At 62.6% G+C, this 21,402-nt stretch carries 19 protein-coding genes and 1 pseudogene; 12 read left to right on the top strand and 8 right to left on the bottom strand.

The window, feature by feature from the left end:
- Positions 1–47: 47 nt before the first annotated feature.
- Both E1809_RS21455 and E1809_RS21450 read left to right on the top strand, forming a co-directional pair.
- Positions 48–1,250 (top strand): aromatic ring-hydroxylating oxygenase subunit alpha, encoded by a 1,203-nt coding sequence (locus tag E1809_RS21455; RefSeq protein ID WP_165962441.1) that lies wholly within the window; start codon positions 48–50, stop codon positions 1,248–1,250.
- A complete protein-coding gene (locus tag E1809_RS21450) occupies positions 1,240–2,202 on the top strand; it encodes a PDR/VanB family oxidoreductase (RefSeq protein ID WP_133206277.1) in 963 nt (320 codons plus the stop codon). Before E1809_RS21455 ends, E1809_RS21450 begins: the two co-directional genes overlap by 11 nt.
- 287 nt (positions 2,203–2,489) lie before the next feature.
- Here E1809_RS21450 and E1809_RS21445 read toward each other — a convergent pair whose 3' ends face one another.
- Genes E1809_RS21445 through E1809_RS21435 form a run of 3 tightly spaced genes read right to left on the bottom strand, consistent with a single transcriptional unit; the run spans position 2,490 to position 6,271 of the window.
- Complete coding sequence (locus E1809_RS21445; RefSeq protein WP_133206308.1) at positions 2,490–3,932, bottom strand: FGGY family carbohydrate kinase; 1,443 nt, start codon at positions 3,930–3,932, stop codon at positions 2,490–2,492.
- 40 nt (positions 3,933–3,972) lie between these two features.
- Positions 3,973–5,418, bottom strand: a complete 1,446-nt coding sequence (locus E1809_RS21440; protein WP_133206276.1) for an FGGY-family carbohydrate kinase — start codon at positions 5,416–5,418, stop codon at positions 3,973–3,975.
- Between the two features lie 13 nt (positions 5,419–5,431).
- On the bottom strand, positions 5,432–6,271 hold the full coding sequence (locus E1809_RS21435) for a class II fructose-bisphosphate aldolase (protein WP_133206275.1): 840 nt from the start codon (positions 6,269–6,271) through the stop codon (positions 5,432–5,434).
- Positions 6,272–6,623: 352 nt separating this feature from the next.
- Here E1809_RS21435 and E1809_RS21430 point away from each other — a divergent pair, with 352 nt between their 5' ends.
- The 5 genes from E1809_RS21430 (at position 6,624) to E1809_RS21410 (ending at position 12,508) form a co-directional block, all read left to right on the top strand.
- Positions 6,624–8,006, top strand: coding sequence for an ABC transporter substrate-binding protein (locus E1809_RS21430; RefSeq protein ID WP_133206274.1), 1,383 nt, complete (start codon positions 6,624–6,626; stop codon positions 8,004–8,006).
- Between the two features lie 75 nt (positions 8,007–8,081).
- On the top strand, positions 8,082–9,011 hold the full coding sequence (locus E1809_RS21425; protein ID WP_133206273.1) for a carbohydrate ABC transporter permease: 930 nt from the start codon (positions 8,082–8,084) through the stop codon (positions 9,009–9,011).
- A complete protein-coding gene (locus tag E1809_RS21420; RefSeq protein WP_133206272.1) occupies positions 9,008–9,889 on the top strand; it encodes a carbohydrate ABC transporter permease in 882 nt (293 codons plus the stop codon). Before E1809_RS21425 ends, E1809_RS21420 begins: the two co-directional genes overlap by 4 nt.
- Before the next feature lie 284 nt (positions 9,890–10,173).
- On the top strand, positions 10,174–11,169 hold the full coding sequence (locus E1809_RS21415) for an alcohol dehydrogenase catalytic domain-containing protein (protein WP_133206271.1): 996 nt from the start codon (positions 10,174–10,176) through the stop codon (positions 11,167–11,169).
- Positions 11,170–11,203: 34 nt separating this feature from the next.
- Complete coding sequence (locus E1809_RS21410) at positions 11,204–12,508, top strand: MFS transporter (protein WP_133206270.1); 1,305 nt, start codon at positions 11,204–11,206, stop codon at positions 12,506–12,508.
- Positions 12,509–12,572: 64 nt separating this feature from the next.
- Here the strand turns inward: E1809_RS21410 and E1809_RS21405 are convergent, their stop codons facing one another.
- A complete protein-coding gene (locus E1809_RS21405) occupies positions 12,573–13,355 on the bottom strand; it encodes a GntR family transcriptional regulator (protein WP_133206269.1) in 783 nt (260 codons plus the stop codon).
- Positions 13,356–13,663: 308 nt separating this feature from the next.
- On the opposite strand from E1809_RS21405, the gene E1809_RS21400 reads away from it, so the two are divergent.
- Both E1809_RS21400 and E1809_RS21395 read left to right on the top strand, forming a co-directional pair.
- Positions 13,664–14,428: a class I fructose-bisphosphate aldolase gene (locus tag E1809_RS21400; protein WP_205754291.1), complete on the top strand. Its 765-nt coding sequence runs from the start codon at positions 13,664–13,666 to the stop codon at positions 14,426–14,428.
- Between the two features lie 44 nt (positions 14,429–14,472).
- Positions 14,473–15,813, top strand: coding sequence for an FGGY family carbohydrate kinase (locus E1809_RS21395; RefSeq protein ID WP_133206267.1), 1,341 nt, complete (start codon positions 14,473–14,475; stop codon positions 15,811–15,813).
- A gap of 183 nt (positions 15,814–15,996) precedes the next feature.
- On the opposite strand, the gene E1809_RS27800 is transcribed toward E1809_RS21395, so the two are convergent.
- Positions 15,997–16,128: a hypothetical protein gene (locus E1809_RS27800; RefSeq protein WP_268908730.1), complete on the bottom strand. Its 132-nt coding sequence runs from the start codon at positions 16,126–16,128 to the stop codon at positions 15,997–15,999.
- Positions 16,129–16,371: 243 nt separating this feature from the next.
- On the opposite strand from E1809_RS27800, the gene E1809_RS21385 reads away from it, so the two are divergent.
- Positions 16,372–17,346 carry a hypothetical protein gene (locus E1809_RS21385; RefSeq protein WP_133206265.1) on the top strand — a complete coding sequence of 325 codons (975 nt, stop codon included), beginning with the start codon at positions 16,372–16,374 and terminating at the stop codon, positions 17,344–17,346.
- Here E1809_RS21385 and E1809_RS21380 read toward each other — a convergent pair whose 3' ends face one another.
- On the bottom strand, positions 17,347–17,859 hold the full coding sequence (locus E1809_RS21380; RefSeq protein ID WP_133206264.1) for a VOC family protein: 513 nt from the start codon (positions 17,857–17,859) through the stop codon (positions 17,347–17,349). It abuts the gene before it with no gap.
- A gap of 65 nt (positions 17,860–17,924) precedes the next feature.
- On the opposite strand from E1809_RS21380, the gene E1809_RS21375 reads away from it, so the two are divergent.
- The gene (locus E1809_RS21375) at positions 17,925–18,716 is read left to right on the top strand and encodes a helix-turn-helix domain-containing protein (RefSeq protein ID WP_133206263.1); all 792 of its coding nucleotides are present in this window, start codon (positions 17,925–17,927) and stop codon (positions 18,714–18,716) included.
- Positions 18,717–18,942: 226 nt separating this feature from the next.
- Here the strand turns inward: E1809_RS21375 and E1809_RS21370 are convergent.
- A pseudogene (locus tag E1809_RS21370) lies at positions 18,943–19,053 on the bottom strand (antibiotic biosynthesis monooxygenase); the annotation flags it as partial.
- Positions 19,054–19,670: 617 nt separating this feature from the next.
- On the opposite strand from E1809_RS21370, the gene E1809_RS21365 reads away from it, so the two are divergent.
- Positions 19,671–19,976: a hypothetical protein gene (locus E1809_RS21365; protein ID WP_133206262.1), complete on the top strand. Its 306-nt coding sequence runs from the start codon at positions 19,671–19,673 to the stop codon at positions 19,974–19,976.
- 175 nt (positions 19,977–20,151) lie between these two features.
- Here E1809_RS21365 and E1809_RS21360 read toward each other — a convergent pair.
- A partial coding sequence (locus E1809_RS21360; RefSeq protein ID WP_133206261.1) for an HNH endonuclease occupies positions 20,152–21,402 on the bottom strand: 1,251 nt, incomplete at its 5' end.

Raw genomic sequence — 21,402 nt, 5'->3', positions numbered from 1 at the left:
ATAGCGTTAACCATTGTCAGTTTGAGTATCGACAATGGAGACGAAACGTGAACACTTCACTGCCACCGGCACCCCTCACCAAATCCGAGCTGGACATCGTGCTGGAAGAACGACTTTCCGATGCCCGGACGTTGCCCGCGGATGCCTACCTGTCCCAGGAAATTCTGGACTGGGAACGAAAGAATCTCCTCGAAGCCGCGTGGGTCTGCGTCGGTCGCAGCAGCGACGTCGCCAAAGCCGGTGACCAGAAGGCGGTCCGCGTCGGAACCCAAGGCGTTCTGCTGACGCGCGACGAGTCCGGCGACCTTCACGCCTTCTACAACGCTTGTCGCCACCGCGGCCACGAATTGCTCGCCGTCGGCCAATGCGCGAACAAGAAGCTGGTGCAATGCCCGTACCATGCCTGGGTTTTCGGGCTCAATGGCGAGCTGCGGTCGGCGACCCAGTTTATGGACACCGAAAACTTCAACAAGGAAGAATGGCCCCTCATTGAGGTCCGATCTGTCGAATGGTTCGGTTGGATCTTCATCAATGCCTCAGGAGATGCCCCCGAATTCAGCGAATGGGTCGGGAACCTGACCGAGGTGGTGGCTCCATGGGACCCCACGGACATGGTCATCGGAGAGTCGCACAGCTACACCCTCAAGACCAACTGGAAGACGGTCATCGAGAACTACCTCGAGTGCTACCACTGCCCCTCGATCCACCCTGAGCTTTGCCGCGTAGCGCCTCCCGAATCCGCAATGGGCCTGCACCAGACCGGCATGTGGCTCGGCGGCGGACTGGAATTCCGTGACGACGCGGACACAAACAGCCTCGACGGACGCAGCGGCGGCGACCGCATCGCCGGAATCAGCGACGAACAAGCCCGCTGGACGCTCTACTTCATGCTCGCCCCAAACCTGCTGCTGACCTTGCAGCCGGACTACGTGATGACCCACCGGCTCGTCCCCCTTTCCCCGGGCGAGACATGGGTGGAGTGCACCTGGTACTTCCCGCGCGAAGTTGCAGAACGGCCTGGGTTCGACCCGTCCTTCGCCGCAGACTTCTGGGACATCACCAACAAGCAGGACTTCGCCGCATGTGAGTCCGTGTACCAGGGCATGCTCACTGACGGTTACCGCCCCGGACCATTCGACGAGCGCGAGGACGGCGTCCGTGCTTTCCAGGCCCAACTCGCCACCGCCTATCTGACAGGTCGTTGGGAAAAACCACTCCAAATCAGCCTGGGCGCCTCCCATGTCGTCTGATCCGGAGCTCACTCTCGAGATCACCGGGGCTGCCCTTGTAGCCGATGGTGTGCGGTCGCTGCGCCTTGCGCGCGGCGACCGTGCCGCCCTCCCCGGCTGGGAACCAGGAGCACACCTGGAATTCGACCTGCCTAACGGTCAGATCCGCCACTACTCGCTCTGCAACGAGACCACGGACGCCAACTCATATGAGGTCGCAGTGCTCCTGGCTCCCGAAAGCCGCGGGGGCTCGGAATACATCCACAATGACCTCCAGGTCGGCGACCTGGTCACCGTGCGCGGACCCCGGAACAACTTCCCCTTCGCAATCGGCAGCCGTGAACGTGCGCTCTTCATCGCAGGCGGTATCGGCATCACCCCGATTCTGCCAATGATCAGGCGCGCCCACGCGGAAGGCATCGAATGGAGCCTCGTCTACGGCGGCCGGTCCCGCGAGTCGATGGCTTACCTTGAACAGCTCCAGCATTTCGGGTCGCGGGTCCAAATAGTACCCCAAGACGAACTCGGGCATATCGACCTGCAGACACTCTTGGGCGTTCCTCAGCCCGACACGAAAGTCTTCTGCTGCGGCCCCTCGGGACTTCTGGACGCCGTCCAGCAACTCTGCAGGACCTGGCCGGATGGCACACTCCATCTGGAGAGATTTGCTGCCGGAAGCCTGGATGCAAGCGTCCAGGCGGACGCAGGCACCTTTACCGTAGTGGCCGAACGCAGTGGCGTAACGTGCGAAGTGGGTGTTGGTGAGTCGATCACAGATGCACTCGGAAGAGCCGGCATCATCGTGCCGACCTCTTGCAGGGAAGGTATCTGCGGCACATGCGAAACCAAGGTGATTGCCGGCATTCCTGACCACCGCGACTTCCTCTTGGGCGATGCCGACCGCGAATCCGGGGCGACAATGCTGATCTGTGTATCGAGAGCAAAAACCCCTGAACTTATTCTCGACGTCTAACGATCCAGAAACGGCGGTGCGGAACAGAATCACCATTCCCGCTCGTCACAGACCGTGAGCCAGCCGGACCAGAGCAACCCCCGATCCACGACCTTCCCGGAAGGGGTAGGAAGAACCTAAGCTTCCTACCCCTGCCTCCTGTCCAATGCAGAGATCCTGAAGCATCGTCGAGCGGGTCCCCGACCGTCCCACGCGCGCCGAAAACCATGCCCGAAGGTGCCCAGTCTTCCAAAGAGGGACCGCTAACAGCGCCTAATTGCTGACGCCGGGGCCTGAAAGGACGGGAATCACCGCGTCAGTTGGTCCGACTTTGCCTCGGTGTAGCCCAGCATCGTTTTGGCGGCGGCATGCTGTTCCACGATTTGTGCTTCCACTGGGGCCGGGGGAAGTTCGGCCACGGCGACCTGCCAGGTCGGGAGGGAACCGGTCAGGGCGACGGCGGCTTGCATTGCCGCACCCTTGGTCACGTATTCGTCGAATTCGGGTACGACGACGGGTATGTCCACCATCTGGTTGAGGATTCTCTGTACCGCAGGACTTTCTGCGGCACCACCGATGAGCAGGAGCCGGTGCGAGTTGACGTTGCAGTCGCGCAGGGTATCAAGCATGGCTACTTGGCTGGCGAGAGTTCCTTCGATGACGGCGCGGGCGAAGTTGGGCCGGTTGAAGTTCGTCAGGGAGGCCCCGTGCAGGGACCCTCGGGCGTTGGGCAGGTCGGGTGTGCGTTCGCCTTCGAAGTAGGGCAGCAACGTCAGACCGTTGGCTCCGGGGGTGGCTTGCAGGGCGAGGTTGGATAGTTCTGTGTAGCTGCAGCCCAGCAACGCCGCGCCCAGGTCGAAGTTGCGTGCCGCGTTCAGTGTGGCGACCAGTGGAAGGTGGACACCGGTAGCGTCGGCGTAGCTGCAGACGTACCCGGCATAGTCGTGCGTCGGGGTTGACGATTTGGCGTAGACAACGCCGGACGTCCCCAGTGACAGGACGGCGTCGCCTTCGGTGAGGCCGAGGGCGAGGGCTGCGGCGGCGTTGTCGCCGCTGCCGATACCGATCGGGATTCCGGCAGGGATCCCGGGAATCCCGGCGCCGGTTACCCCGGCGGTGTCGAGTGGGCCCAGGACGCGCGGCAGGAGCGCGGATTTGCCGAAGGCGTGTTCGAAGAGATCGAAGCAGTATTCTCCGGTCTCACTGGACCAGTATGCTGTGCCGCTGGCTTCGGAGCGGTCGGTGATGAGTTGGCCCAGTCCACCGGTACCGGGTCCGTAACCCATCAGACGCCACGTCAGCCAGTCGTGAACGACGGCGACTGCCGCCGTCCGTCCGGCCGCCTCAGGGTTGGTATCCCTCAGCCAGCGGACTTTCGTGACGGTGTCGGAGAGCGTCAGGGGCAGGCCGGTGCGGCGGATCCATTCTTCCCTGCCGAGCTCGTTGTTTAGGTCGACCATCTGGGAGTGGGACTCCGTGTCGTTCCAGAGGGGTGATTCGCAGACGACGTCGCCCGCGGCGTCGAGGAACACGGGGGTGTGCTGCTGTCCGCTGACGGAGATTGCGACGACGTCGTCCAGTCCGCCGGCGCGGCGAACGGCCGTGAGCAGCGCGTTCCACCAGGCGTCAGGGTGAACAATCGTTGAAGACGGATGGGACGCTTTGCCTTCACGGACCCGCATTCCGGTGGCGAGGTCCCGCACGGTGACCTTGCAGGTCTGGGTGGATGAATCGACTCCGGCAACCAGCATCACTGCTGCCCTCCTCGGCCTTGGTCGCTCGTTCCGGGTTTCACGCAGGAACTCCTTTCAAGTACTCCCACTGGTGCTGGATCTCCGCGGACCACTCGCCCAGTCGGTGATGGCGCTGGCTGTCGACGAGCACATCTTCGGGTTGGCAGCTCTCCCAATCGCAGGGGACGTCCGAGGCCAGCGCTTGGGCTCCCCTTGAGACGACTTCGTTGAGCTGGGAGACGCTCAGCGGCGTTCCCAGCAGATCGGCCTTCAGTTGAAGCCACAGTGGGTTGAGGCTTGCCGGTCCGATGACCTTGATGCGGTCCGGCCTGGTGGGGAAGAGCCCCAGGACGTCCCGGAATTGCAATGCCATGCCCAGGAAGCAACCTAGAACGATGTCCTCGGTTCTTGTATCGGTTCGAAGGCCGGCGATCACTCCGCGCGCGGAGGCACGTTTGGTCGGGGGCGGGCTTCCTCGGAATTGCGGGAGCACGAGCGGGACGGCACCCAAGTCCACCTGTCCTGCGAGGTAGCGTTCATGCACGGTGCTGATGCACGCGGACAGCTGTTCGGCCGTCATCCCGAGCATGGTTTGTAGCGTCGCGAAGGCCGAGCCGCCTGTAGGGATGGACGCGAACAGTGTGTAGTCCACTCCCGTGCAGGAGAACCCGTTGGCCAGTTTGGACTGCTCCGAAGACTCCTCAAGGCTGGGCGCATCGCGAAGGAACAACAATCCCTCGGTGGTACCGGTGGAGTTCAGCAGCTCTCCGTGCTGGAGGCCGGCTCCTATCGCACCCACCATATGGTCGTGTCCGGCCACATGGATGCGGACGTCCTCAGGAAGGCCGGTCTCGCGGGCGTAGTCGCTGGTGATGGGAGAACCCTCCATGGCGTTGCGCAGCTCGGGAAAAAGGCCGACATCCAGGCCAACCAGGGCGCAGACCTCGGCTGACCATTTACGCAGGTCGAGGTCCAATGCCATGGTCCGGCTGGCCAAGGAGTACTCTGACCAGCGTTCGCCGGTCATCAGCGCGGCCAGGTATTCGGCGATGTTGAGCCACTGGGCATGCTCGCCCGCATGGTTGGCCTGCCCCGCCGCCCACGCCACCTTCGACAACCCGTAATTGGCGTTCACCGGTAGCCCGGTGATCCGGTAAATCAGCGAGCGGTCGGCTGCGGTCAGCGGCGCTAGGAATTCCGCGCCGCGGTGGTCGTGCCAGAGAATCATCGGCGAGGCGAGGGAGAGGTCCGGGCGGACCAGGCCGCCGGACTCTCCCACACCGGTGATTGCTACCCTTTTCACGGCCTGACGGGAGGAAGGGTCCAGGGCGCGGATGAACCCGGCGATGGATTCCGCCACGGATTCCAGATCGTAGATCTCCCCCATTCCGTCCTGCACGGTGGGCGTGGTGTGGCGTGCCGAGGCCACGAGGCCGCCGGCAGCGCCGAACAGGCAAAGTTTGATGCTGGTCGTTCCGACGTCGACCGTGATTGTGGGTAGCACCGGTTGTTCCTCGCTATGCCACAGACGGGTTCAGGGTGCGGATGCGTGCTTCGACGACGTCTGCGATGGCGGCAACTGCGTCCGTGGAAACGCGGATGAGGGAGTTTTCGTTGGGGTTGGCTGCGTAGGCTTCGCCGAAGGAGCGGATCATGGCGTTGCGCAGGTCTGCTGCGACGTTGACCTTGACCACGCCGAATTCGTGCAGGCGGGCGAGCTGCTCGGACGGCAGACCGGATGCGCCGTGGATGACCAGCGGGACGGGACTCTCGGCCTGTACCTTGGCCAGCAGTTCGAAGTTGATGCGGGCGTTGGGTGCATAGCCGTGCTGGTTGCCGACCGAGACGGCGAGCATGTCACAGCCGACGGCTTCGACGAACTGTTTGACCTGCTCCGGGTTGGTGTAGCTGGCGTGCTCGGGTGCGACATCGTCTTCTTTGCCGCCGATGCTGCCAAGCTCTGCCTCCAGCGAGACACCGGGAGGGCACATTTCACGAGCTCTGGAGGAGACCCGGATGTTCTCTTCGAACGGGTACTCGGAGTAGTCAATCATGACCGACGTGAAATCAGCCGCCAGTGCGCCTTCAACGGATTCGAGCGACTTACCGTGGTCCAGGTGCAGCGCGACGGGTACATCGCAGCTCGCCAGGCGGCGGCTGACCATGTCATATACGTATTCGTATCCGGAGAGGGCCACGTTGGTCGGGGCCACCTGGATGAAGGTCGGGACACCTACGCGTTCGATCGCGGCAACGATCCCCATCGTGGTCTCGATGTTGGTGGTGTTGAACGATCCCGCCACCAGCCCGCGGGACGTGCATTCCTTGATGATGTCCATGCCACTGACCAAAGCCATTGAGAATCCTTTCGAAGGGGCGCCGCCACATTCAGCGCGGCGACTGGGACACGAGTGCTACGCCTGATTCCGGCGGTCGTGTCTGCGTATGGATCTGAGGGGAAACAGCTCCGCGTGCGCCAAAGCTGCTCCGTCAATCACAATAATCCGTCATGTACATATTGTCGAGCCTGTACGTACAAGATGCTTATAGAACATCAGCCTGGAAGCGCCCAGCGATTGGGGCAATGTGACCAAAATCCGGCGCTTATTGACCACTTCACCCCTCAGTCATATGCTATAGACAGTCCAGCCAATACGTCCTGTACGTACAGCTTGATAACCAAAGTTGCTTATCTAGGAAGGTTCAGACATGCACATCCCACCAGTGAGCCGGAGGTCGGCAGGCAAAATGCTGGCCGTCACCGCAGCCGGGGCGCTTCTTGCGGGCTCCTTCACTGCTTGCTCCACTACGGGGTCCGGCGATGCACAGGGTGATGTCACCATCAACGTGGCCCTCGCCGCCAATCCTCAGATGAAGACCGCGGAATCGCTGATCAGCGATTTCGAACAGAAGAACCCGGGCATCAAGGTCAAGTTCACTACCCTGCCCGAGAACGACCTCCGCCCGACGGTGACCAAGGACGTCGCCACTAAGGCCGGCCAGTTCGACGTAGCCATGATGGGCAGCTACGAGGTTCCCATCTGGGCGAAGAACAACTGGATCCTCCCGTTGGACAATTACGCCAAGAATGACCCCTCTTGGAAGCAGGACGATCTCCTGAAGCCCATTTCGGACATTGTCTCGGCTAACGGCAAGCTCTATGGCGCACCGTTCTACGGGTCGTCGTCGTTCCTGTTCTACCGCAAGGACCTTGCCCAGAAGGCAGGCGTCACCATCTCCCAGACCCCTACCTGGGACGAGATCGCTGCCGCGGCGGCAAAGATGGATGACAAGTCCGCCGGCGTCTCCGGAATCTGCCTGCGCGGGCTTCCGGGCTGGGGACAGAACCTTGCCTCCCTCACCACAGTGATCAACACCTTCGGGGGACGCTGGTTCGACGAGAACTGGCAGCCCCAGCTGACCTCGCCTGAGACCAAGAAGGCTGTCCAGTTCTACGTGGACCTCCTGCGTCAGCACGGCCAGCCCGACGCCGCCAAAGACGGCTGGGAAGGCTGCCTGCAGAAGATGAGCCAAGGCACCACGGCGATGTGGTATGACGACACGGTCTTCGCCGGCTCCGTCCTCGGCCAGGCAACGCCTGCGGTGAAAGACAACATCGGCTTCGCGATGGCACCCACGGGTCCTGCCAACATCAAGTCCGGATGGCTCTGGTCCTGGGGCCTGGGCATCACGGCAAGCAGCAAGCACCCCGACGCTGCTTGGAAGTTCATTTCCTGGGTGACGAGCCCGGACTACATCAAGCTCGCCGGCCAGAAAGCAGGCTGGGATTCGATTCCGCCCGGATCACGCAAGTCGACCTACGACCTGCCCGAATACCAGAAGGCCGCCTCACAGTACGCCGACCTGACGCTGAAGTCGATCCAGGCCGCGAACCCCACCCAGCCGACCGCCCAGAAAGTCCCCTACACCGGTGTCCAGTATGTACAGATTCCGGAGTTCGTTGATATCGGCGACTTCGTGTCCCAGCAGGTTGCCGGCGCAATCAGCGGCACGCAGTCCGTGGATGAGGCCCTCCAAAAGAGCCAGGACTTTGCCGCCAAAGCGGTAAAGACCGCAGGCTACCTCAAGTAGAACCATTGTGCCGTCCGTGGACGATCCGGCCGGACCTTCCACGGACGGCACAAACAATTGATCGGACCAACTCAATTGGCTAAGACAATCACAGCCCCCCGTCCCGCACTGCTTGCCCCCGGGTTGAGCCGGCTGGAACGCTGGAAACTGCGCGGCCCGCTTCTGCCGGCCCTGATCTTCACGATCCTCCTCACCCAGTTCCCTTTCCTTTTGACGCTCATCTACAGCGTTCAGAACTGGAACCTGCTCAGCGCCAAACCTGCCGTATTCAACGGGGGCGCCAACTTCCTCGACACCTTCGGCGATGAAGTGTTCTGGCGCTCGATCGGCAACACCGGACTCATGACGGGAGTCTCCACGGTGGCCTGCATCGTGGTCGGACTTGGACTGGCGCTGCTGCTGAACCACAAATTCCCCGGCCGCGGCATCGCCCGCACCCTGGCCATCACGCCGTTCTTCGTCATGCCGGTCGCCGTGACCCTGTTCTGGCGTTCCGCGATGTTCGATCCCGGCTTCGGCCTCTTCGGCTGGTTCTCGCGTCTCCTGGGCCTGCCGGCCGTGAATTGGCTCAGCGAATACCCCCTGGCGGCACTGATCATCCTGCTGACATGGCGTTTCACGCCGTTCGCGCTACTGATCCTGATCGCGGGGCTCCAGTCCGCCCCGCAGGAACAGTTGGAAGCAGCACGCGTCGACGGCGCGGGGCCACTGCGGCAGTTCGGCTCCATTCTGGTCCCGCATTTGAGGCCCTACATCGAACTGACCGCACTGCTCCTGGCCATGAACCTGGTCCAGACATTCGGCGAGATTGCCCTCCTGACCGCGGGCGGCCCCGCCTTCGGGACCACCAACATCACCTATTACATCTATCTCAAGGGCTTCAACTCCTTCGATCTCGGCACGGCCTCCGCTTTCGGTGTTGTGGCACTCGTGATTACCATCGCGCTCGTCTTGCCGGCGCTGCGGCTGCTCTCGGGCATCTTCCAGAAAGAAGGTCGTCGATGACCACCACAACCAGCCGACCGGCAACCATGTCCCCGGCCCGGAGGCAGATTGCCATTCGCCGGCGCCCTTCGAAGCACCTCAAGAGCGTCCTGATGGGATTGGGAGGGTGGCTGGGGAGCCTCCTGCTGTTCCTCCCCATCGCCTACATGGTCCTGAAAAGCTTCCAAACAGAACCTGACGCGGCAGCGGCCGCACCCAAGCTGATCTTCACCCCCACAATGGAGAACTACAAAGGGGTGTTCGAAGCCGGGTTCTGGCCATACGCCATCAACTCCATCATCGTCGTGCTGGTTTCAACGGCTGTGGTGATCGCCCTGGCGGTCCCCGCCGCCTATGCCCTTTCCATCAGGCCTGTCGCCAAGTCACAGGATGTCCTTTTCTTCTTCATTTCCACCAAGATGATGCCCATCGCAGCAGGAATTATCCCGATTTACGTTATTGCAACCGCGCTGGGCGTTCTGAATACCCTGGGCATCCTGATCGTCATGCATATCGGGATGAACCTACCCTTGGCCATCTGGATGATCCGCTCCTTCATGCAGGAAATCCCTGCAGAAATCATGGAAGCGGCCGCCGTTGACGGCGCCTCTCGCTGGCGTGGGCTTCGCTCGATCATCCTGCCGCTCGTGCGCCCCGGACTGGCCTCCACCGCACTGCTTTGCGGCGTCTTTTCATGGAACGAATACTTCTACGCCCTGAACCTCACCAACTCCACTTCAACGCTCCCGCTCTTCCTCCAAAAGTTCCTCAGCTTCGGCGAGCTCTACACGGCACACGTCGCTGCGGCCGCCACCCTTCTAAGCATCCCGGTCATCATCGCCGGGTGGATCGCCCAGAAGTCCCTGGTCCGCGGACTGCTGTTCGGCGCCGTCAAATAGAAGAAACGAGTCCCCCGCGTCCGTTGCGAAACGGGCCGCACCCGCCTCACAAGCAAAAGCTCCAAGGCCCCGCCGACGGCTGGGTCTTGGAGCTTTTGCCATTGCGCGCCCCCAAATGAGCGCGTCATCTTTTTCTGTACGTACAGTACGCTTCGTCTAGACATTTCAGTCCGATTTGACGTATTCTTGTGATCCAGTAGACACCGCCCCGCACGTCAGGGAGCCGGATCAACTCTCACGGTCGAGGATCGCCCTCTGCCGTAACGAAGCGGAGAGGAGCGCAGATGCGCGCAGTAGTTCTGGACGGAAAAGGATCGATTGAGGTTGCACAGATCGAGGACCCGGTCGCCGGCGCCGGCGAGATCGTCATTGCCCCTGAGGCGGTAGGCATCTGTGGCACGGATATTCATCTCGCCTCGGGCGACTACCCCACCGGCACCTTCCCAGTCGTCCCCGGGCACGAGTTCGCCGGCACCATCGTCCAGGTCGGATCCGACGTCAACGGCTTCAAAGTCGGTGACCGTGTCTGCGTTGACCCGAATGTGGCATGCGGGACCTGCGACCAGTGCCAGGCAGGGGCGACGAACCTCTGCCGGAACCTCGTCCCCATCGGAGTCACCAGCAACGGCGCCGTCGCGGAACTGGTCAAAGTCCCGGCTTCCGTGGTTTTCGCCCTGCCCGACGGCATCGACTGGACCACCGCAGCCCTCATTGAACCGCTGGCCTGCGTGCTGCATGCCCTAGGCCGGATCGCCCCGGTCACCGGCAAGCGCGTCCTGATTTATGGGGCGGGATCCATCGGTCTCCTCGCCGCGGCCTTGGTCAAGGCTCGGGGCGCCGCCAGCATCGACATCATCGAACCTAGCCCCGTACGGAGGGAAGCAGCCCTCGAATTCGGCGCGGACAACGCATACGCTCCCGGAAGGCGAACCGCCGAACGGGACATCGACCTGGTCATTGAAGCCAGCGGCCACCCGTCGGCCGTCTCAGACGCCATTGCCAAACTCGCCGAGCGGGGCACACTGCTGCAGATGGGCGTCGTCAGCCCAAACGCCAGCATCGACCTGTTCCCCTACGACCTCTTCGACCGGGAACTGTCTTTCGTCGGCTCACAGTCGCTCGCAACGTCATACCCGGCAGCGGTCGAGGCCATCAAAGAACTCCCGGACCTCGCATCCCGCATGGTGACCCACACCTTCGGCCTTGAGGACTATGCAGCCGCACTCGAAGCGGCACACTCCGAATCCGCCCGCAAAGTCCACATCCTGCCGCAGCGCTAAGCGCTGGCCCCTCTGTCTAGAAAGTTACCCATAGATGTCTGCACAACTTGCTGCAAACAGTTCCACCCGCCCGGCACTCCTGGACAGGCTTGGTCTGCCGCGGCCACTGGCCTGGGGTTTTGTCGGCCTGCTGCTCTTCATGGTGGGAGACGGCGTCGAGTCCGGCTACATCGCCCCGTTCCTCGCCTCCCACGGGGCCGGCACAGAAACCAACGCAGCCGTCATCATCACCGCCTACGGCCTCGTCGTCACACTGGGCTCCTGGCTCGCCGGAGCACTGTCCGACGTGCTGGGCCCTCGACGGGTCATGCTGTTTGGCCTCGCCATCTGGGCCGTCTTCGAGGTGCTCTTCCTGGCCATCGCAGTCCCCTCACAGAATTACACACTGATACTGCTTTGCTATGGCATCCGGGGCTTCGGCTACCCGCTGTTCGCCTACGGCTTCCTCGTCTGGATCCTCGCAGGAAGCCCCGCAAACCGCCTCGGTTCGGCAGTGGGCTGGTTCTACTTCGCCTTCACCGGAGGCCTTCCCACTCTCGGATCCCTGTTGGCCAGCGGCACCGAACCCGTCATCGGCGAATACATGACCCTGTGGGTCTCGCTGATCACGGTCATCGCCGGCGGCGTCATCTGCCTCATCGGGATCCGTAAGGCAAAGGGAGGCGGCCGCTTGGCCGCACCCGGCGTCACAGCCCGCCAAAGCATCATCAGCAGTGTCTCCATCGCTGTGAAAATTCCCCGCGTCGGCCTCGGCTGCCTCATCCGCGTCGTCAACACCGCGCCGCAGTTCGGATTCCTGGTCTTCCTTCCGACGGTCTTCGGCACGCAACTCGGCTTCGGCACCGCCGGTTGGCTGCAGCTGATCTTCACCATGGGATTCGCGAACATCTTCGCCAACCTGTTCTTCGGCGTCCTCAGCGACAAACTCGGCTGGCACCGCACGCTGCGCTGGTTCGGTTGCATCGGCTCCGCCGCCAGCTCATTGTGCTTCTACTTCGTCCCGCAAATCACTGGCTCACAGTACTGGGTCGCCGTCGTTTGTGCCGCGTTCTACGGGGTAACCCTCGCCGGCTTCACGCCGATCTCGGTGCTGATGTCCTTGATGGCCCCTGGTCAGAAGGGCAACTCCGTTGCACTGCTGAACCTGGGCGCAGGAGCGGCAACCTTCGTCGGCCCGCTGATCGTCGCCGTCTTCATCGGCCTCATCGGACCGGGAGGGGTCACGATCATCTTCGCCGCACTGTATGTCGCCGCGGGAGTGGCAGTGCGCTGGCTTCAGATCCCCGAGACTGAGGCCGACAAAAACGATACTCGCGCGTCCGAGCTTGTAGGGGTGTAGCCGCACGCAGAACATCAAAGAAGAGCCTCCGTTTCAAACTGAAACGGAGGCTCTTCCTTCGGGCCTAACGGCCCGAACCGAGGTCCAGGCTGCTCACATTCACCTCAAGGGGGACGATCTCACTGCGCACCCATGTCTCGTAAACGTCGAAGCGCTCCCCCGCCCTCGTCCAGGACGTGGAGTGGATCCGAAGAAGCGGTGAACCGTCGGTGACATTCAGCGCCTTGGCGATCTCCGGCGTCGGGTTGACCGCCCGAATAGTCCTACTGGCTCCACCAAGGCCGTAACCGGCCTCGGTCAGCAGGGCGGTCAGGGAAGCCTGCCCTGCGAGGACCCCCGTTGCCCCGGCGATGACCGGCGCCACCGCCGGCGGGCTGTAGTTGATGCTGTACACCGCGGGGATCCCATCGACCGACCGCACCCGGACCAGCTCAAAGCCCCTGGTTCCCTCCGGGAGTTCCAAGGAACGGCAGGCACTCTCAGGCAGTTCCACTGGTCCGGAACGGAGGACCTGTGTAGTGACGGGCCTGTTCTGGTGACTTAGCGCGTTCTCCAGAAATCCTTGCTCGCCCTGGATCATCCAGCCACGATCGGCTGATGGCTCGCTGGCGAAGACCCCGCGCCCGGGAATGCGGTGGGCGAGTCCCCTGGATTCCAGCAGCTTCAAGGCTTGTCGCACCGTCGCCCTGGACAAGCCGAATTCTGTGCAGAGTTCATTCTCGCTCGGCAGCCGCTCTCCGGACTCGATGTCCTTGGAAGCGATCCTCCGCTCCAGGACGTCGAACAACTGTCGGTAATACGGTGTTGGAGATTGGCGGTCGATCGCCTCAGCAGCTGCTATGGACACGATGCCCTCCTTCGTTGAGGTCTGCGCGTAGTGGCATTGTCTACATCATTATAGACGGACCGTACAGTACAGTCAGCATTGGGAAAACCGATTCTGCGTGTCGCCGGCCCTCGGCCAGCAAGAATCGGGCTTGACTGACCTCCACAGGCGCTAATAGAGTGGAAGCATTGTCCATACTGTATGTACATCCTGCAATGAGCGAAGCGGCTTCGGGGCTAGTCCTGGACGATATCAGGCACCGGCAGGCTGTTCGACAGCAATGCGGCTCGTCTCCAGAAAGCGGGGCTTCAATGTCCATGGAATACCGCATGCGGCGCACGCTCCCTAGCGACCGCGCCGCGATCATCATGCCCGTCGACCACGGCCTGATCTTCAGACGTATCGAGGGACTGGAGACCCCCGCCACACCGTTCGCGGCCTGGGCCGCGCAAGGCGTCACCGGCTTCATGATGACCCCTGGACAGGTCAAGCAGACCGAGGTCTTCTTCGCACGTAACCCGCAACTAAGCCGGGTACTCGCCATTGATACCTACTACGACTACCGGGAAATGGACGGCAATGGTTCCCATGGACTAATCACCACGGTTGAAGACGCCGTCCGGATGGGCGTGGATGCGGTAAAGATGCTGTTCCCTTGGAACATCTCCAACGCCGAAAGGACCGCCATGTGCACCCGCGTGGGACAGGTCGTATCCGCCTGCGACCGCTGGGACATACCTTTGGTTCTGGAACCGGTTCTCATCGGCGCCCCGCGTTCGGAGGAGGTCATCAATGAGGAAGAACAGGTGGCGCGCATCGCCTATGACCTCGGGGCGCACATCATCAAGATTGCTTTCCCGGGTGAGGAGCGCACCAAGCGGCTCGTCAATGAACTGGGCGTACCGCTGGTGATCGCTGGCGGGCCCCTTGCCGGCGAGCCCGCGGATACCATCGAAGCAGTTGCGGAAACCATCCGCGCCGGCGCCCGAGGTGTGATCGTGGGCCGGAACATCTGGCAGCGTGAACGCGCCATCGCCGAGAAGACTCTCGCGGAGATTGCTTCCCTCACCCGGACCGCGTCCTTCAACGACTAGAACTGGCATCCTCTTGCACCGCGTAGATCAAAGGACGGCGAAATATGGGCGGAACGAGCGAACGTACACAGGTTGTCTGTGGGATCGACATCGGCAGCACGAACCTCAAAATCGTCGCCCTTGACCGCACCGGCCGCGTCGTCGCACGTGCCAAACAGACAACGGCCCGCAACCCTGCCGACCTTTCCATCGATGCCCAGGCGATTCTGGACGCCATTGAGGACATGATCATCAAGGCATGCGGCTCCGAGTACATCGTTACCGGGGTGGCATCTGCCGGGGTGGGAGAAGACGGTGTCCTGGTCGACGGCAACCGCAAACCCCTTGGCCCCGCCCTGGCTTGGTTCGACCCACGTAGGACCCGGCTCTTCGAGGCCTTGGAACCACGTCTTCGCGCCTCGGAAGGAATCGGCGTCACCACCAACCCCTCCCACACCCTCATCGGCTGGCTCTGGTCGAGCCAGCCGGACCAGAGCCGCAACGCCTCCGCTTGGTCGGCCATCACCGACTTCGCCGCATGCTACTGGGCCCGCAAGTCCTTCATCAGCGACACGCTTGCCGCGCGAACCGCAGCCTGGGACGTGCAGACCCGAACCTGGTTGATTGACCGCGTCGAAATGACGCTCGGTTCATCCGAACTGCTCCCGGAAGTTGTCCGGACCGGGGAAGCGGTCGGCCCGCTGCATTCGCGTCGTCTAAGCGACGCAGGTGTCCTGGCAAACAATGCCATGGTCGTCGCGGGCGGCCACGACCATCCCATCGGCGGGTGGGGCGTCGACCAACTCCACCCCGGCGCGATCCTTGACTCCATGGGCACCGCCGAAGTTGTCGTCGCACAATCCCCGACGATAAACGTGCCCCACTTCCCCGGTTGCGATGTCGCCCCGGGCATACTCAACCAAGGAAGCACCCTCCTGGCTGTCACGGAGTTCGCGCGCAACGTCCAATGGATTTCACAGGACCCGGCCGTCGCCGCCGCATTTGAGGCAATTGTCTCCGGAAGGCAACGACCTGACGGTTACCTTCATTCAGATACCTTCATTCCAGGCGGACAAGGAGGAGCCCGGCCACGGTACGCTGCCGACGCTCCTGCCGCCCCGTTGTCCCGGGCCTCAGCCGTAGCAGGCGCACTAGCCAGGGCAGGCGGAGCCGCGATCCTGTCCGTAGCATCCAGGATGCCCACCGGCGCCCCAATTTATGTTGCCGGCGGCTGGGCACGGTCACAAGGCTGGATCGACATCAAGAAAACCATCATTGGCACTGACGTCCAAGTCATACCAGAACCGGAAGTCACCGCCGTGGGAGCCGCACTGCTCGCAGCCCATGCCCTCAACTGGAACCTCCCCGCACGGATAGCCCTGTCGTCGCCGGCCGGAATCCCCTGATATCCAGCTGCACCCAGCCCTCAACGAACAGCATGCCTCGTTCCTCGTGGGCGTTATCGAAAATCTCCGGGGGTCTCTGGTTGCCGGTGGGGCGCAGGTCGGTGACCATGATCCCGACGCGGACGCATTTCACCCCGGCCACCTACGTGGGCACATTTTGGGCACATCCGATGTAAAAACGGGCTATTTGAGGTAGCCAAAATCCTTGAATTCCAGGGATTTTTCATGCCCTGATTGGGGCCGAAAAGTTTTCAAATCCCACGTCACCGCCACGTGAAAATTCCCCCAGCCAATCGCCTGGGGGAATTTTTTCATTCGCGAGCCTTTATGCTGAGCCTGCAATCAACTTACGCAGCTCGATTCGATTCCACGGTCCTGGAAGGCTCCATGTCGCTACCATCCCCGTCTGAACCTAACCCGCCTTTCCAGCCCGTCCCCGGACCGTGGCAACAAGCGACTCCCACCCCCTCCCCGCCCACACCGTTGACGCCGGGTGGTCCTTTTACACCCGGTGGTCCCCCGCCGTCGTGGCGGCCCCCGTTGCCGCCGGGAGTTCGGGTGCCGAACCTTTTCTCGTGGTTGCTGGTGGCCTCGGTTGGAGCGAAGATCCTCCTCTTCCTATGGCAGTCCAGCCTCGGTTCGGCCCTCCTGGACGCAAGCGCCTCGGCGGATACGAAGGCGCTGCAGTCACTTGCACACCAAATGCTTCTGCCCGCGGGAGTAAGCCTGACCTTGACGGTAGTGACGATTCTTTTCGGGTTCTTCGACTGGCGCCAGTTAAAGAAAGCTGGAGTCGTTCGCCCATTCCACTGGGCGTGGGTCTTCCTTGGCGGAGTGGTGTACATGATCGGCCGGGCAGTCGTCTTGTCAAAGGTGGTCCGGACTCGATACCTGGCCCCCACCATCGCGTTCTCCGTCGCCTGGGCTGTCCTCATGGGCGCCATCCCCGCCGTGGCGTTCGCGGAAGTCTTGAACCACGAAACGGACTTCTCGAATCGCACGCTACCGTCGCCGTCGGGCCCTGGTGACGACCGCGCCGTCGCCAGCGCCACGGACGGTTTCACGGCGTCCTTCAGCGCCGTACCGAAGTTGACCACCAAAACCCCGAGAACCGTGTACGGGGCCACCGTCACCGAGAGGACCTGGTCCGTTGCCGGGAAGGGCTATACCGCGCAAGAGGTGACCGCGGCACGGTTCTCCTGCAGACCATCAGCAACAAGCAAGGCGGCAACAGCGGAGACGATACAGCAGACTATCCTTAGCCGCTTCGCCGCCCAGGCAACCGGAAGCCCATCCGTGGACGGTACCGAGGTAACAAGCAATAGCTTCGCCACCACCCGCAGGGTGTTGATCTCCTTCACCAACAAGGCGACCGGCGAAAAGCTGACCGCCCGCGCTGTGATCGTCGCCCGGGAGGCGGGGTACGTCGTCGCGATCGCCCTAGACCCTACGGGTAGTGACGACACCTCTTTCATCGATTCTTTCCACCCCACGGACAGGACAGTGGCGCCTCAACGTTGCGCCACCACCTGATCAGCCCTGCTTCGCCGCCCATTCTTCGACACGGCGGTTGCTTTCCTCTTCGGATAGATCCTCCACGCGGGTCATGATCGACCACCGGACACCGAATGGATCCCGAATGCTGCCGTAGCGGTCGCCCGAGACGAAGGTGGACAGCGGTTCGCGGATCGTGGCCCCGGCCTGCTCCGCGCGTCGAACCAGGCCGTCCGCGTCCTGGCAGTACAGGCCGAGGGAGTAACAGTCGTCGTCGCCCTGTGGTGCAGGAACCAGGTGGTATTCGGGGTTTGGTTCGCCGAGCTGGAGGTGGCCGTTCCCGAAGTCGAGTTCAGCGTGGACCACCACTCCGCCCATCTCCGTGCTGCCGACAACGCGCGCGCCGAACACGTCCTTGTAAAAAGCGATCGCGTCCTTGGCATTCGGTACGGCGAGGAACGGTGTGAGGCTCGTCAGGCCGTTCGGGATTCCGTGCGTTGTGTGCTTTCCGTGGGCGGCCGTCGTTGCTTCGGTGCTTGTAGTATCTGTCATGTTCACGACGCTACGCGACGGGGTTTCAGCGTGCTTGGAGATTCGCGACAGGAATGAAGAGAACCATGGAGAGTTCGTTCAAAGGGATCCTGTACCCCGCCCGGCTGCCTGCTTTCCACCGGTTCCCTGCGCCGGCGTCCGTTGCGGAACTAGTCCAGTGGTTCTGGATTCCCGAGTGGGACATCGAGCCCGGTCGCACGTCCCGGCAACACCTCATCGCATACCCGAGCTGTAACTTGGTGGTCCAGCCCGACGGCGTCGCCTTCTCGGGTCCGACCACTCGTGCCGCCCATCGAGACCTGCACGGTAAGGGTTGGGCGGTCGGCGCACTGTTGCGTCCGGCTGCCGTGCCCCTGTTCACCGATGAACCCGGGAGCCTCCGGGACACCGAAGTGGATTTCCCTGCGGAAGAGCTGCGCCTTTCCGTATCGGACGCAATGAACGCGTACGACGGCGGCACTCACCGCGAGCGGGCAGTGGAGGCCTTCGTCGGGTGGCTGGCTTCCGTTGCGGGGCCGGCGATGTCTGAGGAAGCACTGTTGGCGAACCGGCTCATGGACGTGGTCGCGTCGGATGTCTCCCTCGTCCGGGTTGAGGACGCTGCCTCTGCGTTGGCGGTTTCGACGCGCACTTTGCAGCGGGTGGCCAAGAAGTTCATCGGCCTCAGCCCCGCCGCGCTGATCCGCCGTCGAAGGCTCCAAGACGCCGCCGAACGGGCGCGACTTGATCCCGGCGTCGATTTGTCCGTCCTCGCCGCCGAGCTAGGCTACGCCGATCACGCGCACCTGACGAACGACTTCCGGAAATACCTCGGGTTTACGCCAAGCACCTACCGCCAAGCCGTGGCCGGAGACTAATTTTCCGTACGCTTCGGCCTCTCCGCCGCCCCGTCCGTCTGGTCCCGCCCCCGGTCCCCGGAGTTTGTGTACAGATGACACCCTTTAAAGACGCGTTTAAGGGGTGTCATCTGTCCACAAACGCCTCGCGCGGCGCTCCTTGTGGATATTCGATAGCTTGGTATTGTGTAGCTGTCCCGCCAGTTACCCCCAATGCTGGCGGGACACTTTCGTTTCATGACGCCTGTTAGATGGTCAATTCACCCATTTGGTCCCAGCTATCGCCGTCGAGTTGGCGGCTAATGATCCGCGGCGTCTCGGCCAGTGCCTGGGGCATGTCCTGCATGGCTTTCTTGAAAACGGCCGCCTCGCTAGATCACGAGTACCACTGCCACTCTGGCGGCGCCCAGCCGGAAGGGACTTGGTGGTTGTCAGTCAGGCCGCATTTTGCGCAGCTATAGCTCACCGAAGGCGGCTTCAGTCCACTGCCGTCGACGGCGTAAACCTCCGGAATGTATTCATGGAAGATCAAGGAAAACCCGGGACCGCACTGGCCGCAGGCAGGAATCCGGGGCTTGTTGGCCGTAACAGAAGAATGATGAGCGGTACTTCGATGTCCAGTCCGTGCAAGTGGCATGTTTCTCCTTCACGTTTTCGTCATCCAGGAATCGGCATTGACCCCATGTTGCAAAAGTCCGCGGCTAAGCGCCTACGTCGTGCGGGAATCCGACGGGCAGCCGGGAGGTAATGGCTAAAACTGTATGTCAGCTTTCCCGGAAGAGCCATGGTTAACGAAGAAGCGATGGTCCACGCTCAGTTATCCTCAAAAGCGCCCGTGAGCGGGCAAAATGCTGCGATTGAAGCACCTAACACCCGAAAAGAACACCGCCCGTAATGACTGTTGCCTCCGTCACATCTTCCACTTAGTGTTGTCCCCGGGCCGCAGCGTCGCGGTTCCTGATCGGAAGAGGACTCATGACTGAAAAAATCCGGCTTCTCGTAAACATGGACATCGATTGTGCCCAGGTCCGCATCACCGCCCATGGGCACCTAACCTCCCGGAGCCTCGACGCCCTCTATGTCGTCATGAGGCGGGCAAATGCCCTCATGGATGGTCTCGCCCTGGAAGTGGACGTCACCAGCGCGGATGTGGACCCCGCCGCCTTGGACGCGCTTCAGCTCTGCTCTCAGTCCCATCATCTTCCGACCCTCATCGACCCGCAGCAATGTGAGGTCAACGTCTCCGTACTTTCCGCGGCCGACCTCGCAATGGCGGCCTAAGTCCACTTACGGTAGTTGGGTTTCCACCTGCGCTGAAAAGCGCTTAGCATCCGGTCCTTTTGGATGGTGCTTTGTAGCTCGGCAGTGTTTGTCGCGAGCCAGTTTGAAATAGCACAGGGGATCTAGTGTCGGCCGTGTTTGGGCGTGCTGGTTGTTTACCCGCTGCCCTGTTGTCTTAGGCGGGTTTGCGGAGTTGTGGTCGGTGGTTCCAGTCGTCCCAGTTGTAGAGGGCGGCGGCTTCGAAGGGTGAGATTTGGACGTCCGGGTCCGGGTCCGGGGTGTGGGGCGTGCCGGGCAGGGGCGGGGCTGTTGATTCGTAGCTGTGCCCGGTGGGGGTAACGAGTTCGAAGGCATGCCTGCGGCCGGGCCGTGGTTTTCGGGTGCGGGTTGACCAGCCGGGGAGTTCTTTGGTGTGGTTGCAGGCTTCGCACAGTCCTGCGCCGTTGTTTTGGCTGGTGGTTCCGCCCAGGTGCCAGGCGAGGATGTGGTCCAGGTGCCTGATGGGCGCGTCGCAGTAGGGGGTGCGGCAGGTGTTGTCCCGGACCTGGATGAGGCGCCTCAGCCCGGGCGGGAAGAGCCTGGCCTTCGAATCGGCGGCGGCGAGTTCCCCGCTGCCGGGCGCAGTGAACAGCCGCCGCAACCACACGTTGAAAGCCGCCTCGTCTGATGGAGAATCCTTTAGCCCGCGGCGCCGCGCACCGACGACCGCGGAGTGCACGGCCCCCTGGTCGCGTTGCCGGCTGCGTCTGGTCTGGCGGGCCTGACCGTCTTTGCCGGTTCCGGATCGGCTTCTCCGTCCGGGACCGGGTTTCTGCCCAGTCTGGCCGGAAGCGTCACCGGATTCTTGCCCGTCTCCGGTTCCGTCGTCGTGTCCGGTTTCGCCGTTGTGTCCGGTTTCGGGGTGGTGTTCGGTGGGTCCGGGGTTGGTGGTGAGGAGGGTTCTGGCCCAGGTGGCGGGGACGATGCCGTAGCCGGGGATCCTTGCCGGTTCGCTGTGGCCTTGCAGGAGGGTGCGGTCGGTCATGACGAGTTGGAGGTCGATGCCGGTGATCCCCGCCCGGGTCCCGGTGGTGCGTTCGACCAGGGTGTCGGCCATGACTTGTCCGCGGGAACGGGTCTCCCCGCCGGAGCGGAGGGTGTCTGCGTGGCGGGACAGGGCGGCGTGCACGGCCACGCCCTGGGCCACGGGCAGCAGCGCTGTCAAATAGGTCATGGTGTCCGGGGCCGGGCGCAGGCTGACGTGCCGTTCGGTCACGGCGCGGGCGGCGCGGCGGGTGACGGAGGCCGGGTCACGTCGGTACGCGGCCGCCCGGGCGGCGGCGATGACCGCACGGTCTCCGGCACCGTTGAGGGTTCCGGTGTCGGGGGCCAGTTCGGCGTCGACACCGGCGCGGTCCACGGCAGTGAGGCAGGCGGTTTCCTTCAC

It is taken from the genome of Arthrobacter terricola (assembly GCF_004354015.1).
GTDB lineage: Bacteria > Actinomycetota > Actinomycetes > Actinomycetales > Micrococcaceae > Arthrobacter > Arthrobacter terricola.
Note: the sequence above shows the minus strand (reverse complement) of the source record. Positions and strands in the feature narration are given on the sequence as shown.

Coding starts and splice junctions, on each gene's coding strand:
- E1809_RS21375 (WP_133206263.1), top strand. CDS start 17,925: ATGGAGAGTTCGTTCAAAGGGATCCTGTACCCCGCCCGGCTGCCTGCT.
- E1809_RS21395 (WP_133206267.1), top strand. CDS start 14,473: ATGGGCGGAACGAGCGAACGTACACAGGTTGTCTGTGGGATCGACATC.
- E1809_RS21450 (WP_133206277.1), top strand. CDS start 1,240: ATGTCGTCTGATCCGGAGCTCACTCTCGAGATCACCGGGGCTGCCCTT.
- E1809_RS21410 (WP_133206270.1), top strand. CDS start 11,204: ATGTCTGCACAACTTGCTGCAAACAGTTCCACCCGCCCGGCACTCCTG.
- E1809_RS27800 (WP_268908730.1), bottom strand. CDS start 16,128: ATGAAAAAATTCCCCCAGGCGATTGGCTGGGGGAATTTTCACGTGGCG.
- E1809_RS21435 (WP_133206275.1), bottom strand. CDS start 6,271: ATGGCTTTGGTCAGTGGCATGGACATCATCAAGGAATGCACGTCCCGC.
- E1809_RS21365 (WP_133206262.1), top strand. CDS start 19,671: ATGACTGAAAAAATCCGGCTTCTCGTAAACATGGACATCGATTGTGCC.
- E1809_RS21445 (WP_133206308.1), bottom strand. CDS start 3,932: ATGCTGGTTGCCGGAGTCGATTCATCCACCCAGACCTGCAAGGTCACC.
- E1809_RS21415 (WP_133206271.1), top strand. CDS start 10,174: ATGCGCGCAGTAGTTCTGGACGGAAAAGGATCGATTGAGGTTGCACAG.
- E1809_RS21430 (WP_133206274.1), top strand. CDS start 6,624: ATGCACATCCCACCAGTGAGCCGGAGGTCGGCAGGCAAAATGCTGGCC.
- E1809_RS21420 (WP_133206272.1), top strand. CDS start 9,008: ATGACCACCACAACCAGCCGACCGGCAACCATGTCCCCGGCCCGGAGG.
- E1809_RS21400 (WP_205754291.1), top strand. CDS start 13,664: ATGCGGCGCACGCTCCCTAGCGACCGCGCCGCGATCATCATGCCCGTC.
- E1809_RS21380 (WP_133206264.1), bottom strand. CDS start 17,859: ATGACAGATACTACAAGCACCGAAGCAACGACGGCCGCCCACGGAAAG.